This is a genomic window from Undibacterium sp. SXout7W (assembly GCF_049339385.1).
GTDB lineage: Bacteria > Pseudomonadota > Gammaproteobacteria > Burkholderiales > Burkholderiaceae_D > Undibacterium.
Genome location: NZ_JBMPPF010000004.1, coordinates 152970 through 170034 on the forward strand (window position 1 = coordinate 152970; position 17065 = coordinate 170034).

Below are 17065 nucleotides of genomic sequence, written 5' to 3' on the forward strand. Positions count from 1 at the left end.
AGTTAGATTCCCCTGATCATTGCTGACCAGGGGAATTATCTACATCAATGGAGTACTGCCACTGATTAACGTAACAGTGCGAGTACGCCGTTAGGTGCAGAGTTAGCTTGTGCCAAAATTGCTGTACCAGCTTGTTGCAACACTTGTGAACGTGTCATGTTTGCTGTTTCTGACGCGAAGTCAGCATCTTGAATACGGCTACGTGCAGATGCCAGATTTTCTTGTGAAGTTTGCAAACTGTTCACAGCGGAGCTGAAACGATTTTGGTACGCACCCAGTGATGCACGTGAACTATTGACGGTGGCAATCGCCGAGTCAATGGTTGCCAGCGCTGCGCTTGCCCCCGCCGCTGTTGTCAGGTTCAGTGAGGAAACACCGGCACCAACAGTAACGGATGCAGAAGTAAATCCACCAGTCAGATTGGTTGCTGTCAGACCAGTACCTGTACCGTTTGCCAATGTGATACCTGCTGAGCTTGTAGAAGACAGGCTCAGTGTGGATGTTGCCACATCTGTTGCACCAGTTGCAGAAACAGTAATACCTGTGTTGGCAGCAGCAGCAGCAGCATTTGTGCTTGCTGTAACTGTAATGTTGCGGCCATCTGCTGCGGCCAGGGCAACTGCACCTGTCGATGTATTGAAAGATGCTGTTACGCCTGTTTGAGAGCTGATTGCATTAACAGCAGCTGCTACCTGAGCACCACGTTGTGCGCCAGAAGTAGATGCAGACAAAGCACCCAGATTGACACCGTTAATGGTGATATCACCAGAAGCGATCGCTGTTGCGCTAGTAGATGCTGTACCAGCAACAGAAGTTGAGCCTACACTCGCAGTAACACCTGTAGAACCGCTGATGGCGTTGATTGCAGCAGCTTTTGCAATACCACTACCAGTTGCATTCGAGAACGATACGCCGTCAGAGGATGATGCGCCTACTTGGTAGCCATTAATTGACAGGTCACCTGAAGCCAATGCGGTTGTTGTAACTGCACCTGCACCAGCTGCTGTTGTTGAGTAGCTAGAAGAGGAGCCTACACCCAGCGAACTTGCTTTAGCGCTGGAGATCGAAGAAATCGTAATTTGATCGTTTGATGTGTTATTTGCACCAACTTGGAAATTTTGTGACGAGAAGCTACCATCCAGCAGATTCACGCCGTTAAAGTTGGAAGAGCTGGCAACACGGTTGATCTCAGAAATCAGTTGGCTTGCTTCGTTGTTCAGTGATGCGCGGTCAGATGCGCTATTGGAGCCGTTGGCTGCCTGAACTGCGAGGTCACGGATACGTTGCAAGTTGGAGCCGATTTGTTGCAAATCGCCCTCAGCTGTCTGAGCCAGAGAGATACCGTCATTCGCATTACGTGCAGCTTGGTTTTGACCATTCAGCTGAGACGTCATACGTTGAGAAATTGCCAAGCCAGCGGAGTCATCTTTTGCGCTATTGATACGCAGACCAGAAGACAAACGTTGCATGGAGGTAGCAAGCGAAGACTGAGATGTTGTCAAATTGCGTTGAGCATTCATTGACGCAATATTGGTATTGATATATGAAGCCATTTTGATTCTCCTTACCTAAGTTATTAAATTCGGCGTTAAAACCTCAAACTTTGGTCTGTCTTGTTGACTGTTGCACCGCCGTTGTAAAGGGTTACGGACGCGTTTCAAAAACTTTTAGCTAGTTTCTGTAAATAAATATTATTTTTTTTCCTTAAGTTTTTTGATGCGCTCCGCTCTTCGACAGCTTTTTAAATTTCTTGAGGGCTTAATTTAAATATCTTTCACCCCTTTGTTTGGCCTTAAGTATTTATTTTTTCCCTATAAAATGAGTTTTATTCGCCTGAATAGAGAACTCTATGATGGTTTTAATAAGATTTTTGACCTTTGCAACCTTATTGAGAAAACATAATGAGTAAAGCTGGCTTGCATCCCGGAAATGCATTTAAAGAAGCGAAGGCTTTATATAAGGCAAATCAGACAGAGAAGGCGAAAGCGCTTTGTCTGCGAATTGTTCAGCAATACCCTTTGCATCAGGATGCCAATTATTTTCTTGCTAAATTAGCTTTTGAAGCTGGCTTGAATGAAGAGTCGCTTCTTTTTTTGCAGAAAGCATTCACAGGAGCGCAGCAATTCAATTCAGATAAGCATGCTTATTATCAAGTGCTCAATCGGTATATACAGAGTCATTCATTTGAACAACTGGAAATTGCCAGCCTGTGGCTGACAGGATTTAATCCTAAAGATGGCATTGCCTGGGATTACCTTGGCATCAGCCGCCTGGAGCAGGGCAAATATCCCGAAGCCTACGAAGCGCTTCAACACGCCGTGGCGCTATTGCCGAATAATCCTCATGTGCTGGCGAATATTGGTAACGCGCTGATATCTTTGGAACGTTGTGCCGAGGCAGCTACTTATTTGCGGAAAGCGGTCTCAATTGATCCGGCGATGGTGGTGGCGCAGAATAATCTTGGCAATGCCTTACGGATGATAGGGCAGACGCAGGCTGCCGTAGATACTTTGCAGATTGCGGTACGTCTTAATCCCGGTCTTGCTTATGTTCACAATAATTTAGGCCTAGCATATCGTGAGAATACTCAATACAGTGAAGGCATTAAGTGTTTTTATACCGCACTGGAATTGCAGCCTGATCTGATTCAGGTGTATCCGAACCTGATTGATGCGCTGAGGCAGAACGGCGAGGTGCAGCGTGCGATTGAATGCGGTAATGAAGCGATGGATCGTTGCGCGAATATCCCGGAATTCTGGGGTGGCTACGGCGATGCCCTGCGCGAGGCTAATCATCTCGATCCTGCGATTGAGGCCTATATGCGGGCGCTGTCATTTAAAAAAGACTCGCAGTCTTCGTTTAATCGCAAAATATTCAGCAATTTGCTGTTCTGCCTGAATTACCACCCCGATTTACCCGCAGAAGCCATTTTCGGCGCGTATCAGGATTTCGATCAGCGTTTTGGTTTGCCAAATAAAGTCTTCTGGCGTCCTTTTGATAACGTACGCGATCCAAATAAACGTTTGAAGGTCGGGTACGTCGCGCAGGCGTTTTACAACCAGGTCTGTAAATATTTCCTGTTGCCTTTGCTGGAAAAGCACGATAAGAGTCAGGTCGAAGTCTATGCGTATGCGAATCCGCCGTTTGAAGATGAAACAACGGAATATTACAAAAAATCGGTTGATCACTGGATCTATACACGCGAAATGACCGATGCAGAACTGGCAGAACGTATCCGCGCAGATGGCATTGACGTGTTGATTGATGTTGCCGGACACACTAACAGTAACCGCCTGGGCGTCTTTGCTCGCAAACCTGCGCCTGTTTCCCTGCATTGGCTTGAATACGGCTACACAACGGGTTTGACTGCGATTGATTATTACCTGACGGACAAAGCCACGGTCACTGACAACTGCGCCCACCTGTTTTCTGAAAAAGTCTGGTGCCTGGATGGGCCTGCGTATACCTATCGTCCGGATGTACGTAAAGCTGAGCTGGTGCCGCCCCCGGTGCTAGAAACGGGCGTGATTACTTTTGGCAGCCTGTCGCGCTCAGTCCGTATCAATCATAAGGTTGTGAAGGTCTGGTCAGCGATACTGGACGCGATGCCGAATTCTCGTCTGATTATTAATAGTGGCGACTTTAAAGACGTCAAAGTGCAGGATGAAATGGCATCGCGTTTCATGCAATACGGCATCGATAGGTCCCGGCTGGAGATCGGTTTTACCAGCCCATCATGGGAAGTCTTGAAGCAAATTGATATCGGCCTCGACTGTTTTCCGCATAATTCCGGTACGACGCTGCTGGAGAGTATTTATATGGGTATTCCTTTCATTACACTGGCTGATCGACCATCCGTCGGACGAATTGGTGCCAGCGTGTTAAGGGGGATGGGCCGCGACGAATGGGTGGCGCAAACCGAAATGGAATATGCGCAGAAAGCGCTGATCCTCGCACATGATGTTGATGGCCTTGTGCATTTACGGCAGACGCTGCGTGCCGAGATGGAAGCCTCACCATTGATGGATGAGCCAGGTTTTGCCTGCGATGTGGAAAAAGCCTATCGCGGCATGTGGGAGATTTACTGCAAGGAGAATGCGCAATGAAAGCAGTGATTCTGGCCGGTGGTCTGGGAACGCGTATATCAGAAGAAACCCATCTGAAGCCAAAACCGATGATAGAAATCGGCGGTCATCCGATTTTGTGGCACATCATGAAGAGCTACTCAGCGCATGGGGTGAATGAATTTGTGATCTGCTGTGGTTATAAAGGCTATCTGATCAAAGAGTATTTTGCGAACTACTTTTTGCACATGTCGGATGTCACCTTCGATATGCAGCACAATCGTATGGAAGTGCACGAAAGACATGCCGAACCATGGAAGGTCACGCTGGTGGATACGGGCGAAGACACGATGACAGGTGGGCGGCTCAAACGTGTAGCGCGTTACGTACAGGACGAGGAAGCCTTTTGCTTCACTTATGGCGATGGTGTTTCTGATCTCGATATCGCTGCCTCGATCGCGTTTCACAAAAATCACGGCAAGCTCGCAACCGTCACGGCGGTATTGCCACCGGGGCGTTATGGCGCGCTGGAGCGTGACGGCGATCAGGTCGCAGGTTTTACGGAAAAACCTCGCGGTGATGGCGGTTGGATCAACGGGGGATATTTTGTGTTGTCTCCCAAAGTGCTCGATTTTATTGGTGACGACAGCGTCAGCTGGGAAGCGGAACCCTTGGCCAGATTAGCGCAACAGCAGCAACTCATGGCCTACGAACACGCTGGTTTCTGGCAGCCTATGGATACGCTGCGCGAGAAAAATCTGTTGGAAGATTTGTGGCAATCAGGGCAGGCGCCATGGCGAACATGGTAAATACCGGGGGTATCAATACATTTCCCTCGCCTGAGCCCAGCTTCTGGCAGGGGCGACGGGTCTTGCTGACCGGGCACACCGGTTTTAAAGGTGCATGGCTGGCATTCTGGTTGCTGCGTATGGGCGCGACAGTGACCGGTCTGGCGCTGGCGCCGCGTACCTCGCCGGATCTGTTTGATGCGCTGGGGTTGGCCGGGCGCATGCAGAGTCATATCGGTGATATCCGCGATGCTGCGCTGGTGCGTCAGATAGTGGCCGAAAGTCAGCCGGAAATCGTTTTGCATCTGGCGGCGCAGGCGCTGGTGCGGCCAAGTTATAAAGATCCGCTCGATACCTTCTCCAGTAATGTGATGGGAACCGCCAACGTGCTCGATGCCTTGCGCGGTGTGAACAGCGTCCGCGTGGCGCTGATGGTGACGACTGATAAAGTCTATCGTAACCGCGAGTTGTTGACGCCGTATCCAGAGACAGCAGAGTTGGGCGGGCATGATCCGTACAGCGCGAGTAAAGCGGCTTCTGAATTAGTAATCGCCGGTTATCGCTCGGCATTTCTGGCAGAGCAGGGCGTGACGGTTGCGGTCGCCAGAGCGGGTAATGTGATCGGTGGCGGCGACTGGTCGGAAGATCGCTTGCTGCCGGATGCAGTGCGTGCATGGCAAAGGCATGAGCGTCTGCAGATACGTCGCCCGGAATCAGTGCGGCCATGGCAACATGTACTGGAACCCGTTTCGGCTTATCTGACCCTGGCGCAACGGGCTTACCATTTGCCGGGGCTGGGCGAAGCCTGGAATTTTGGGCCGGACGAAGTTGCAACGGTGCGTGAAGTTGTCGAACTGGCGCAGGGCGCTTATGGTGGCGGTGAGGTCGATTTTGCACACGACATCATTGGTCCGCATGAAGCAGGTTTGCTGGCGCTGGATGTCAGCAAGGCTCGGCGTGAACTGGGCATACGCGCACGCTGGGATTTGCAGAGCGCGGTGCGCCGAACGATGTGCTGGTATCGCGATTTTGAGCAAGGCGTGAGTGCCAGCGATTTGTGCGAGCGCGACCTGGACGCATTTTTACTCGGTACAGAATAAGGACGCTGCCAGAAAATCCGGCGCAAAGGTAAGTGTGAACAGGAAAAAGTGAGGAAAATGACTTCTATATACTCCCCCCCGGGTATATTTCAAGCTCCTTTATTTTCAAGGAGATCAGATGGAAATTTCTCAAAAGTGGGGGGAGTATATGAAAACAGGCAGTAGTAACGCCAAATCAAGATAGTGAATCGGGTCTGATGAAGATAAAAATGTATGGCACAACGATTTGAACTGTTGACGACACCGATCATCGGTTTGTCGCTCTTGCAGCGTCGGCCGCTGGCGGATACGCGCGGCTATTTTCAGCGCCTGTTTTGCGCAGAGGAACTGGTGGAATTCGGTTGGACGCAGGGTGTCGCACAAGTGAATCACACACAGACACTGGAAAAAGGCAGTGTGCGGGGACTGCATTTGCAATTGCCACCGCATGCCGAAATGAAATTGATTACCTGTCTGCAAGGAGCGGTCTGGGATGTTGCCGTCGATCTGCGTAAAGATTCCCCTACGTTTTTGCAATGGCATGCCGAAGTGCTGTCTGCCGAGAATAAGCGCTCATTCCTGATACCACAAGGGTTTGCGCATGGTTTTCAGACATTGACGGACCATGTTGAAATGTTGTATTGCCATAGTCACGCCTATCAGCCGACGGCGGAAATGGGCTTGAATGTGTTTGACGAGCGGCTGGCGATAGGCTGGCCTTTGCCGGTGACGGCGATGTCTGACAAAGACCGGCAGTGGCTGTTGCTGGATGATGATTTTGAGGGAGTGAACGTATGAAATGCCGACATTGTGGTCAAGCTCTGACGCAGCCTTTTCTGGATCTGGGGAGCGCACCACCGTCGAATGCTTACTTGACTGCAGAAGCATTGCATCAGGCTGAAGTCTGGCTGCCATTGACACTGATGGTGTGCGATGCGTGCTGGTTGGTGCAGACACTGGATTTTACTGGACGCGAAAATCTGTTTGATGCCGACTATGCTTATTTCAGTTCATGTTCGTCGAGCTGGTTACGTCACGCCGAACAGTTTGTGACGACCATACGCGCGCAGCTGGCGCTTGATTCCCAGAGTCTGGTGGTGGAAGTGGCGGCGAATGATGGTTATCTGCTGCAATATGTAAAGGCAGCAGACATTCCCTGCCTGGGTATTGAGCCTACGCAGAGCACCGCCAATGCTGCGCGAGCCAAAGGTATTCCTGTCGTTGAGCGCTTTTTCGGGCGTGAGCTTGCTGCGGAACTGGTCGCGCAAGGGCAGTCGGCGGATCTGACCGTGGCCAACAATGTGCTGGCACATGTGCCTGATATTAATGACTTTGTCGCAGGATTTGCACTGTTGTTAAAACCCGCAGGTGTTGCTAGTTTTGAGTTTCCGCATCTGCTCAACATGGTGCAGCAAAATCAGTTTGATACCGCGTATCACGAGCATTATTCGTATTTGTCTTTGCATGCGGTGCAAACGATATTCGAGCGCAATGGTTTGCAGATCATCGATGTGCAGGAGTGGCCTACACATGGCGGCAGTTTGCGCGTGTTGGCGCAACGTGCCGATGTCAAAGCCAGAGCCGTGCAGCCTGGCGTTGGCGATATTCTGGCGAAAGAACGCGATGCTGGTATAAATGCACTACCGTTTTACCGTGATGTGCAAAGTAGGGCGGAGCAGGCGAAATTCGATCTGTTGGAATTCCTGCTCGATTGCCAGCGCCAGAATCTGCGCGTCGCCGCCTACGGTGCTGCTGCCAAAGGAAATACATTGCTGAATTTTTCCGGCATACGGCCTGACTTATTACCTTATGTGGTGGATATTAATCCGCACAAGCAGGGCAAGTTTCTTCCCGGTAGCCGGATTCCGATTGTCAGTCTGGTGCATTTGCTGGCCGATAAACCTGACAGAATTCTGATTTTGCCGTGGAATTTGCAGGAAGAAATCATGCATGATCTGGCTGCGGTCAAAGAATGGAATGCCCGTTTTGTCGTCGCTATTCCACAATTGCGTCTTCTGTAAAGGAGTTTATTGTGATCGAGATTCATCCCGATGCGCGTATTTCCAAGCTGGCAGATATTGAAGATTCAGTGCGCGGCACCCGCATCGTGATCGGTGCGTTGTCCAGTATCGATAGCTTTGTCAAATTCAAACCCGCGGGCGGCAGCGGTGATGTCGAGATCGGAGAGCGCACCACGATTAATTCCGGTTGCGTGCTCTACACCGGTAACGGTATTCGCATTGGCAACGATGTGGCGATCGCGGCAAACTGTACTTTTGCCCCCGTCAATCATGCATATCAGGATAAAAGTCGACGGATCAATCAGCAGGGCTTTTTGCCAAGCAAGGGCGGTATTGTGATTGAAGATGATGTCTGGATCGGTGCTAATTGTGTGATTCTCGATGGCGCTGTGTTGCGGCAGGGTTGTGTCATTGGCGCGGGTTCTATCGTGCGCTCTGAGGTACCCGCTTTTTCGATTAATGTCGGCGTTCCTTTACGCCGGGTCGGGTGGCGCGAATGAGCGTGCCGACCGCAGCGATGCATGCCACTCTGATTGGCGGTCATGGATTTGTCGGGCGGTATTTGCAGGCGCAATTGCGCAGTCTTGGCTGGATCTGCGATGTGCCGTTGCGCGATGATGTGAGCGTGTTTCAACGCGATCTAGGACACGTCTTTTATTGCGCTGGCCTGACGGCAGATTTTCGTCAGCGCCCGTATGACACGGTGGAGGCGCATGTTGCATTGTTGTCGAACGTATTGCAACAGGCTTCTTTTCTGAGCTTGACTTACTTGTCCAGTACGCGGGTATATGCCGGGGCAAGCACGACGGATGAAGACGCGGTTTTACAGGTACGCTCCCACGTTTCCGGCGATCTGTACAACATTTCCAAGCTGATGGGCGAAAGCCTGTGTCTGAATAGTCAGCGCGATGTCCGGATCGTTCGCTTATCGAATGTTTATGGATTACCTATGCCAACGCAGAATTTTTTGTCCGAAGTGCTGACATCAGCAGCCAAAGACAAATGTGTTGTCTTTCGCAGTTCGCCGCAATCGCAAAAAGATTACATCGCGGTACAGGATGTGGTGCGCTGTCTGCCCATCATTGCACAACACGGCGAAGCAGGAATTTATAATCTGGCCAGCGGCTGCAATGTGTCGAACGCCGAAGTCGCCAGCATCTTGCAGAGGCAAGGAGTACGCTGTGAGTTTCAAAACAATGCGCCAGATATCTTGTTTCCCACCATGAACGTTGCAAAATTACATGCGCTTTGCGGCGCGTCTCACCACGAACTGGCAACGGATTTGCCTACCCTTTACTCACACTATTGCGAGACACCATGAACCCTATTCAGCAATTTGAAGCCGAACGCGCAGCGCGCATAGAACAACTTGGGCAAGACCATGCGTTTCAGGCGCAGTCCCGCGACTGGCTGGAGCAGAGTATGCGCAAACAGTATGTCTATAATTTTTCGTGGCTGGGACGTCCTATTATCCAGAATCCCATCGACATACTGGCGATGCAGGAACTGATGTGGACGGTGCAGCCTGATCTGGTCATCGAGACAGGTATTGCGCATGGCGGCTCCATCATTTTTTCTGCATCGATGCTTGAGCTGATTGCGGCATGTGGTGGTAATCCGGATGCACGCGTTCTCGGCATTGATATTGATATCCGTGAACACAATAAACAGGCGATACTGGAGCACCCGATGTCGAAGCGCATCACGATGCTGCAAGGTTCAAGCGTGGCACCGGAGATTGTCGCGCAAGTACATGCTGCCGCCAAAGATAAGCAAAAAGTGATCGTTTTTCTCGATTCGAATCACACTCATGAACACGTCCTGGCTGAACTGGAAGCGTATGCGCCGCTGGTCAGTAAGGGCAGCTACTGCGTGGTGTTTGATACCTTTGTCGAAGATGTTCCGGCTGATGTATTTGACAGTCGCCCATGGCAGCCAGGGAATAGTCCTAAAACAGCAGTGCATCAGTATCTACAAACACATCCTGAATTTGAGATTGACAAGGCGATGCAACATAAATTGCAGATTACGGTTGCACCGGATGGCTTCCTCAAAAAAATTGCATAAAACGTGGAATATGAAGTAAGGCAGACAGGCCAAAGTCAGATATGTAGAATGCCGTTTATCTGGCTTTGATGACCCGGTTTTTGCCACTCTGCTTTGCTTCATACATCGCTTTATCTGCGCGCTTGATTGCTGCTTCCTGTGGCTCTCTTGGCGCGCGTAAAGCGACTCCGGCACTGAATGTGATAAATAATCGCTGATCGTTGGCCGTGAAAAAATGTTTAGTGAGTTCGCGCTGTACTCTGGTCATCGCTTGTGCGGCTTCTTCTAAACCGGTTTCAGGCATGATGATGACGAATTCTTCGCCGCCATAGCGTGCGATGACGTCAATGGAGCGCAATGTCTGTTTGACGATACGAACGACATGAATGAGCGCCTCGTCGCCTGCCGCATGTCCATGCGTGTCATTTAATTTCTTGAAATTATCCAGATCCAGTAATGCCACGCACAATTCGGTGTTGCGACGGTCTGCGCGGTCGGCTTCGCGTTCGAATACGTCATCCATGCCGCGACGATTCAGGCTGCCTGTCAGTTGATCTTCACGCACTAGTTCGCTCATGTGAGCAAGTTTGTTTTCCAGATCTTTAATGCGCGCTTCGGCTTCACTGACTTCTTTTTGCGCAGCGACAATCATGTCGCGTGAGCGCACAGTTTCTGACTGTACGTTACGAGTGTCATTGAGGATGTTGGCAATAATGGTGGTGACCTCATTGGCACTTTGGGCTGCGCCGATCTTGTGGGAATAGTCATCCATCTTATGTTGATAATTGCCGGTGCTGGTGACCATAATATTGAGGCGATCAATGAAGGTCGCCATCATATTTTTGACCGAAGTCTTGGATTCGGCAATGCTGTTTTTCAGCGTTGCCTGTTTATAGATGACGTCTTTGAGGCTGCGTGTGGCTTCCTGCAGTGCGCGATGATCAATAGGGCCGGCAATCAGATTCTGTACGACTTCTATCTGCCCACGCAGCCAGTTGTCATTTTCAAGTAAATCATGAATATTCGTCAGTAGTAAATCAAACAAGCGCAGTAATAATTCTTGTTGTTCAGCACTGTCGCCACTTTGCAATTCAATCTGAAAGCACAGTTGTTTGAGTCTGCTGGCAACCTGATTCAGGGCGGGTTCGCTTTCTGCTTCTTTGACTGCCAGACCCAATGATTCGGATTCATTTGCCAGTTGTGGTGTTGGCTTGAGTAAGGAGTTTAACGCCAAAGCCAGCGTTCTGTAGAGCAGATCCCGGAGGATTGAAACACGGGGGTCAGAAAGAGGGGCAGCGTCTACCAGTGAGATGCTGCTCAAGCTACTTTTTGTGGGTGGGGTGAGCGGTGCTGGATCGACCAGGCTGATGCCTGACAATGCCGAAGTTGATGCTGATGTTGCTGAAGTCGCAGGTGCTACAGGTTTTGCCACGATCCGTTCGGTCAGCAGTTCCAGTCCCTTGCTGAAATCCGTCCAATTACCGGTTTTGATGGCGCGAGTGAAACGATGGCCGAATGCAGACAAGTCGCTTTGCGAATTTTGCAGACTGGTAGCAAAACTTGCCAGTAAATTTTCAGCTTCAGAGATGGCTGACTCTGCGGGAGCTGTAGTTGCTGGATTGGTAACTGGCTGTTCCGGCACCCCAGCGATGTGGTTGTAGAGCTTTTGGTAGGCTTCCGGTGTCGGCGCAATTCTTTGGATAGCTAATTGACGAAATGTTTCGCGTGCTATGTCCGTTGGGCTTTTGAATGGCGATTGATCTGGTTTGTTTGACATTGTGCTCGTTCAGTATTAACTACGGTGCCCGGATTAGTCTACGAGTTGATTTTTGATTGCATAGTGAGTCAGTTCTGCATTGTGTCGCAATTTCATTTTCAACAGGATTCTTGCACGATATTCACTGATTGTCTTTACTGATAATGATAAATCTCTGGCTATATCGCTCACAGATTTGCCAGAGGCAATCATGGTCATGGTCTGAAACTCTCTGTCTGAGAGCGTTTTGTGTAGCTGGTCTTCGTGTTCCTGATTCAGATTGTTGGCTAATGCTTGTGCCATTTGCGGGCTGACATACTTAAGTCCTGATGCTGCCTGGCGTATCGCGTCGATGATCTGTTCAGGCTGGTAATGCTTGCTCATGTAGCCTGACGCCCCTGCTTTGAGTGAGCGGATGGCATACTGATCTTCACGGTGCTCAGAAAATATCAGAATCTGACTGGCTGGTTTTTCAGATTTAATCTGTTTCAGTACCTCTATACCATTTTTGTCGGGCAGACCGATATCTAGCAACATGACATTGAAATCGAGTTGACGCGATAAGCGTATTGCTTCGAATCCGGTTGTCGCTTCACCTGCAAAACTGATGTCATTGGTAGTGCCAATGATATGTTTGATACCTTCTCTTACCACAGCGTGGTCATCAACGATGAGTAATTTGATTGCTACGGTTTCAGCCATGCATAATCCATTTCTGTATAACTTGGTTGTGGCGCCTTTGTGTCAGAGCTTTGGCGTCATCATGTACTGTATTTTATAAGGGAAGGTGTCGCTATGGTAGACAGAGCGTAAATAATTTGATTTACTCCGTTACAATAGGCTGATGAATACATCTATGGAACAAGAGCAAGACGACGATCAGGATGCAGGTGCTCCTGCGATACCAGTTGGCGTCAAAAATTACATGACGCCGGAAGGTCATCAAAAGATGAAGCAGGAATTTTTACATCTGATGGATGTAGAACGCCCGGAAATAGTGCAAGTAGTGCATTGGGCAGCCTCGAATGGTGATCGTTCTGAAAATGGTGATTATATTTACGGTAAGCGTCGTCTGCGTGAGATTGATCGGCGCATTCGGTTTTTGACTAAGCGGCTCGATATTGCAGAAGTGGTTGATCCTCGTGTACATCATGGTTCGGATCAGATTTTCTTTGGTGCGACGGTCGTGTATGAAAACCAGCAAGGACAAGAAGTCACAGTGTGCATAGTCGGCGTCGATGAATTTGATCCTTTGCAAGGAAAAATCAGTTGGGTGTCGCCTGTTGCACGAGCATTGATCAAAGCCCGGGTGGGAGATTCCGTTATGCTGAAGACACCCGCTGGTATGGATGAGTTGACGATTATTGATGTCAGCTATCCCGAATAAAATTATTTACTCTTCAATACGGTATGAGCCTTACTTACACTCAACTCAATCATCCTTTGCGAGTGCCACTGGCAGCAGAGGTGCACTCACGACCTTCATTAAGGCTGCGTACGCCTGAACTGATCACGCATCTTGCTGTGTATGCCACTGGCGATGCTCATCTTGGCGGGGATAATTTACGGACTCAGCAAGCAATTCTGGCTTCATTTTGCGCACATTTTGGCGTTGCCAGTATTTCGGGTGAAGCCAAGTACTTTTTTCATGATTTCGGGCGATTCAGACTGAAATGGGAGTGCCATACCGAGTTTGCGACGTATTCATTTGTTGAGCATAACGATGAACTGAATGCGATTGTGCCCGATGACTGGGTGGGAAGCCGGATTTTTGAACGGGTGCCATTGCGCCATTTGCCGCAGCAATGGCTGGCTGAATTACATGAAAAAATTATGGTGGCAGCCCACGTTGCGCTGGTTCCTGCTGATAGCGAGGTCGAGGCTGATGCTTCTCTGATGCAGATTTTTGAGGGCGGGGTACTGGTTGGCAGTGAGGTGTTGGGAAATGGGCAGGTCTGGACAGATTTTTTGATTCAGGCGGACGGATTTAGTCGCTTTGTCGTCAAAGATATGGCTTTTCTGGATCAGCAAGCCGGGCGGGTAGCGCAACGGCTGCTCGAAATCGAAACTTATCGCATGATGGCTTTGCTGGGTTTGCCGCATGCACAACGCGCCGCACCAGTACTGAATACGATTGAAAGTGAGTTGGTGACGCTGACTGCGGCAATGACGATGGCCAATAACAACAGTGCCGAGTTGGCCGATACCGATTCTGAACAAGGAATGTTGCGCCAGATTATTGATCTTGCGGCGCGTATCGAAAAATTGTCTTTGGAAAACAGTTACCGGTTCTCGGCCTCAAAAGCTTACTTTACTCTGGTGAATTCACGCATAGAAGAATTGCGGGAAGAGCGACTGGAAGGTGTGCCGACAATAGAAGAGTTTATGGATAGGCGTCTTGCACCGGCAATGAATACCTGCGAAGCGATTGTGCGTCGTCAGGAGACTCTGGCAGAGCGGATTGCGCACACCAATGATTTGCTGCGTACGCGCGTCGGCATCGTTCAAGAGCAGCAAAACCGCAAAATTTTGCAAAGCATGAATAAGAATGCGGCGCAACAACTCCATTTACAGCAGGCTGTTGAGGGTTTGTCTGTTGCGGCAATCACCTACTATGTTGCTGGCTTATTTCAATATGCCGGCAAAGGATTGAAGGCGCTTGGTATTCCGCTGAATCCTGATCTGGTGACAGGGATGCTGATTCCCGTGATCGCTGGTGTTGTCTGGTGGGGATTGCGCAAAATGCATCAGCGCTTATCCTGAGTTTGTTTTATGTTGATTGTTCAGATTGCTGATGATGGCGCTCGACTGAAAGGTAGCTGACTGAAGTCAATCAATGGCATCGATATGCTGATGCCATTGATTGGCTCAAATATACTCCCTCCAGTATATTTAAACACGCCTTTGTTTTTGCTGTGAGTAGCGTATTTTTAGGTATGAATGGGGGGAGTATGTGCTGAGGACGCAAAATCCTGTCAGGAATGTTCTCTGAGAATCCGCGTGACACCATTCAGATGGCGAATGTTGCGCATGATACGAGCGAGGTGCGCACGATCTTCAATTTGTATGGTGAAATGGATATGCGTCATGTCGTTCGCATCGCCATCTTCCATATTGACGTGACTGATATTGGCATCGGACTCACCAATTTCAGCGGCAATACGCGCCAGTGCGCCACGTTCGTTGCTGACGGTAACGACAATCCGACTATCAAAACGGCGATTGAGGTCTTCACCCCAGTTAACGTCAATCCAGCGATCAGGCTCTTTGATATGCAAGCGTTTTGCGTGCTCACAATCATCGGTGTGCACAATCAGGCCCTGATCACGTTTTAGCTGCCCGACGATGCCATCACCCGGTATCGGCAAGCAGCAAGGCGCCAGTTGCACGGATAGGCCTTCACTACCGTAGATAATGACTGGATCACGTTTTGCACTCTGTTTGTCACCATAATGCTGGAACGGAATAGAGGACGAATCATCTTCAACCAGATCAAGAATATGCCTTGCGACCAAGGCCGCCATGCGCTTTCCTATGCCGATATCCGTATAAATTTCGTCAATTTCTTTTGCAGTAGATTCATTGAGTAATTTATCGATGAGCGCATCTGGCAGTTCTGGATTCAGATTGACGGACAATAATGCTTGCGCCAATAGCTGTTTGCCTAATTCTGTGGACTCATTCAGATTGATTGTTCGTAAATAATGACGTATCGCTGATCTGGCTTTGCCAGTGCGTACATACGTTAGCCAGTTTGGTGTGGGACGGGAATCTGGCGAGGTGATGATTTCAACAATATCACCATTTTTCAGCTCAGACCGTAGTGGAACCGGTTCGTGATTGATGCGCGTTGCAATGGCTTGATCGCCAATATCCGTATGGATGTTGTACGCAAAGTCGAGAGCAGTTGCGCCACGTGGCAAAGCGATAATTTTAGATTTTGGTGTAAATACATACACAGAATCCGGGAACAGATCAACTTTGACATGTTCGAGAAACTCAGCGGAATCACCAGTTTGCTTTTGAATATCGAGCAGGGATTGCAGCCATGCGTGGGTGCGATGCTGCAAATCCGACAAACTGCCTTCTTCATTTTTATACAGCCAGTGTGCCGCAACGCCGGACTCTGCGACATGATGCATATCCTGCGTGCGGATTTGAAACTCGACCGGTGTGCCATAGGGGCCGATCAATGTGGTGTGCAGCGACTGATAGCCGTTCGTTTTAGGAATGGCGATATAGTCTTTGAACTTACCGGGCATTGGTTTGTACAGTGCATGCAGGGTGCCGAGTGCGTAGTAACTCTCACGAAAATCACTGACAACAATCCGGAAACCATAGACGTCCAGTACTTGAGAGAAACTCAGGTGCTTGTCGTGCATTTTTCTATAAATGCCGTACAGTGTTTTCTCGCGCCCATACACTTCCGCCTGTAATCCTGCCTCGCGTAGTGAAGTTTTCACGGCGTCCATGATCTTGTTGACCACTTCGCGACGATTGCCGCGTGCCGCCTTGACTGCTTTTGACAATGTGCGGTAACGCATCGGATACAGGTGAGAAAACGCTAAATCCTGTAATTCACGATAGATATTGTTCAGGCCGAGCCGATGCGCGATGGGAACGTACACATCCATCGTTTCACGCGAGATGCGACGTTTCTTTTCTGGCACCATGACACCCAGGGTGCGCATGTTATGGAGGCGATCAGCAAGCTTGACCAGAATGACGCGGACATCCCGCGCCATCGCCAACAACATTTTGCGAAAATTTTCTGCCTGAGCTTCGATCTGGCTTTGAAATTCAATTTTTTCGAGCTTGGATAAGCCATCGACAAGCGTTGCTACCGGCGCGCCAAAACGTTCAATCAGTTCTTCTTTTTTGACATCCTGATCTTCCATGACATCATGCAGCAGCGCCGCCATGATGGCCTGTACATCGAGCTTCCAGTCGGCGCAAATTTCGGCGACAGCAATTGGATGAGAGATGTAGGGTTCGCCAGACTTTCTCACCTGGCCGAGATGCATTTCATCCGAAAAGCGATAAGCTTCTTTGACCAGCTTCAGATCGGCTGGTGACATGTATTCGGATAATTTTGCACTCAGTGCAGTGGTGGAAGCCACGCCAGTGCTGGCGGGTGTATTGCGCATGGCGCTAGCGGAGGATGGAGCTTGATTTTTTGGAGCGGGAACTGAACCCTGAGTTTGCATAGGAGTGACGGATCCTGTGTCGGCCGGTTTTGTTGTTACAGATGAATTGCCATTGATGATGTTCATCCTGCTACTCCCGGCCGATAAATATTGCTGCTACTTGC

14 protein-coding genes are annotated in these 17065 nt (G+C 49.6%); 10 read left to right on the plus strand and 4 right to left on the minus strand.

Going from position 1 to position 17065, the window contains the following annotated elements; translation table 11 throughout:
* Window positions 1-65 precede the first annotated feature (65 nt).
* Entirely contained in the window at window positions 66-1553 is a 1488-nt protein-coding gene (locus ACO0LB_RS06000; RefSeq protein WP_423047478.1) for a flagellin, read from the minus strand.
* Window positions 1554-1901: 348 nt separating this feature from the next.
* On the opposite strand from ACO0LB_RS06000, the gene ACO0LB_RS06005 reads away from it, so the two are divergent.
* The 8 genes from ACO0LB_RS06005 to ACO0LB_RS06040 all read left to right on the plus strand — a co-directional run bounded on the left by ACO0LB_RS06005 (window position 1902) and on the right by ACO0LB_RS06040 (window position 10019).
* The gene (locus ACO0LB_RS06005) at window positions 1902-4106 is read left to right on the plus strand and encodes a tetratricopeptide repeat protein (RefSeq protein ID WP_423047480.1); all 2205 of its coding nucleotides are present in this window, start codon (window positions 1902-1904) and stop codon (window positions 4104-4106) included.
* On the plus strand, window positions 4103-4873 hold the full coding sequence (gene rfbF / locus ACO0LB_RS06010) for a glucose-1-phosphate cytidylyltransferase (RefSeq protein WP_190478325.1): 771 nt from the start codon (window positions 4103-4105) through the stop codon (window positions 4871-4873). Before ACO0LB_RS06005 ends, rfbF begins: the two co-directional genes overlap by 4 nt.
* A complete protein-coding gene (gene rfbG / locus ACO0LB_RS06015; RefSeq protein WP_423047483.1) occupies window positions 4858-5952 on the plus strand; it encodes a CDP-glucose 4,6-dehydratase in 1095 nt (364 codons plus the stop codon). The genes rfbF and rfbG overlap by 16 nt, the downstream gene beginning before the upstream one ends.
* Before the next feature lie 213 nt (window positions 5953-6165).
* The gene (locus ACO0LB_RS06020; RefSeq protein WP_423047485.1) at window positions 6166-6729 is read left to right on the plus strand and encodes a dTDP-4-dehydrorhamnose 3,5-epimerase family protein; all 564 of its coding nucleotides are present in this window, start codon (window positions 6166-6168) and stop codon (window positions 6727-6729) included.
* Entirely contained in the window at window positions 6726-7952 is a 1227-nt protein-coding gene (locus ACO0LB_RS06025; RefSeq protein WP_423047487.1) for a methyltransferase domain-containing protein, read from the plus strand. Before ACO0LB_RS06020 ends, ACO0LB_RS06025 begins: the two co-directional genes overlap by 4 nt.
* Window positions 7953-7963: 11 nt before the next feature.
* A complete protein-coding gene (locus tag ACO0LB_RS06030) occupies window positions 7964-8452 on the plus strand; it encodes an acyltransferase (RefSeq protein ID WP_423047489.1) in 489 nt (162 codons plus the stop codon).
* On the plus strand, window positions 8449-9273 hold the full coding sequence (locus ACO0LB_RS06035; protein ID WP_423047491.1) for an NAD-dependent epimerase/dehydratase family protein: 825 nt from the start codon (window positions 8449-8451) through the stop codon (window positions 9271-9273). The genes ACO0LB_RS06030 and ACO0LB_RS06035 overlap by 4 nt, the downstream gene beginning before the upstream one ends.
* Window positions 9270-10019 carry a cephalosporin hydroxylase family protein gene (locus tag ACO0LB_RS06040; RefSeq protein WP_423047492.1) on the plus strand — a complete coding sequence of 250 codons (750 nt, stop codon included), beginning with the start codon at window positions 9270-9272 and terminating at the stop codon, window positions 10017-10019. The genes ACO0LB_RS06035 and ACO0LB_RS06040 overlap by 4 nt, the downstream gene beginning before the upstream one ends.
* Before the next feature lie 55 nt (window positions 10020-10074).
* On the opposite strand, the gene ACO0LB_RS06045 is transcribed toward ACO0LB_RS06040, so the two are convergent.
* Together ACO0LB_RS06045 and ACO0LB_RS06050 are read right to left on the minus strand one after the other, a co-directional pair.
* A complete protein-coding gene (locus ACO0LB_RS06045; RefSeq protein ID WP_423047494.1) occupies window positions 10075-11775 on the minus strand; it encodes a GGDEF domain-containing protein in 1701 nt (566 codons plus the stop codon).
* A gap of 33 nt (window positions 11776-11808) precedes the next feature.
* Entirely contained in the window at window positions 11809-12456 is a 648-nt protein-coding gene (locus tag ACO0LB_RS06050; protein ID WP_423047496.1) for a response regulator, read from the minus strand.
* A gap of 154 nt (window positions 12457-12610) precedes the next feature.
* Between ACO0LB_RS06050 and greB the strand changes: the two genes are divergently transcribed.
* Window positions 12611-13141, plus strand: coding sequence for a transcription elongation factor GreB (gene greB / locus ACO0LB_RS06055; RefSeq protein WP_423047498.1), 531 nt, complete (start codon window positions 12611-12613; stop codon window positions 13139-13141).
* 23 nt (window positions 13142-13164) lie between these two features.
* Window positions 13165-14517 carry a DUF3422 family protein gene (locus ACO0LB_RS06060; protein ID WP_423047500.1) on the plus strand — a complete coding sequence of 451 codons (1353 nt, stop codon included), beginning with the start codon at window positions 13165-13167 and terminating at the stop codon, window positions 14515-14517.
* A 212-nt stretch (window positions 14518-14729) separates the two neighbouring features.
* Here the strand turns inward: ACO0LB_RS06060 and ACO0LB_RS06065 are convergent, their stop codons facing one another.
* Window positions 14730-17027 (minus strand): RelA/SpoT family protein, encoded by a 2298-nt coding sequence (locus ACO0LB_RS06065; RefSeq protein WP_423047502.1) that lies wholly within the window; start codon window positions 17025-17027, stop codon window positions 14730-14732.
* Between the last annotated feature and the right edge of the window lie 38 nt (window positions 17028-17065).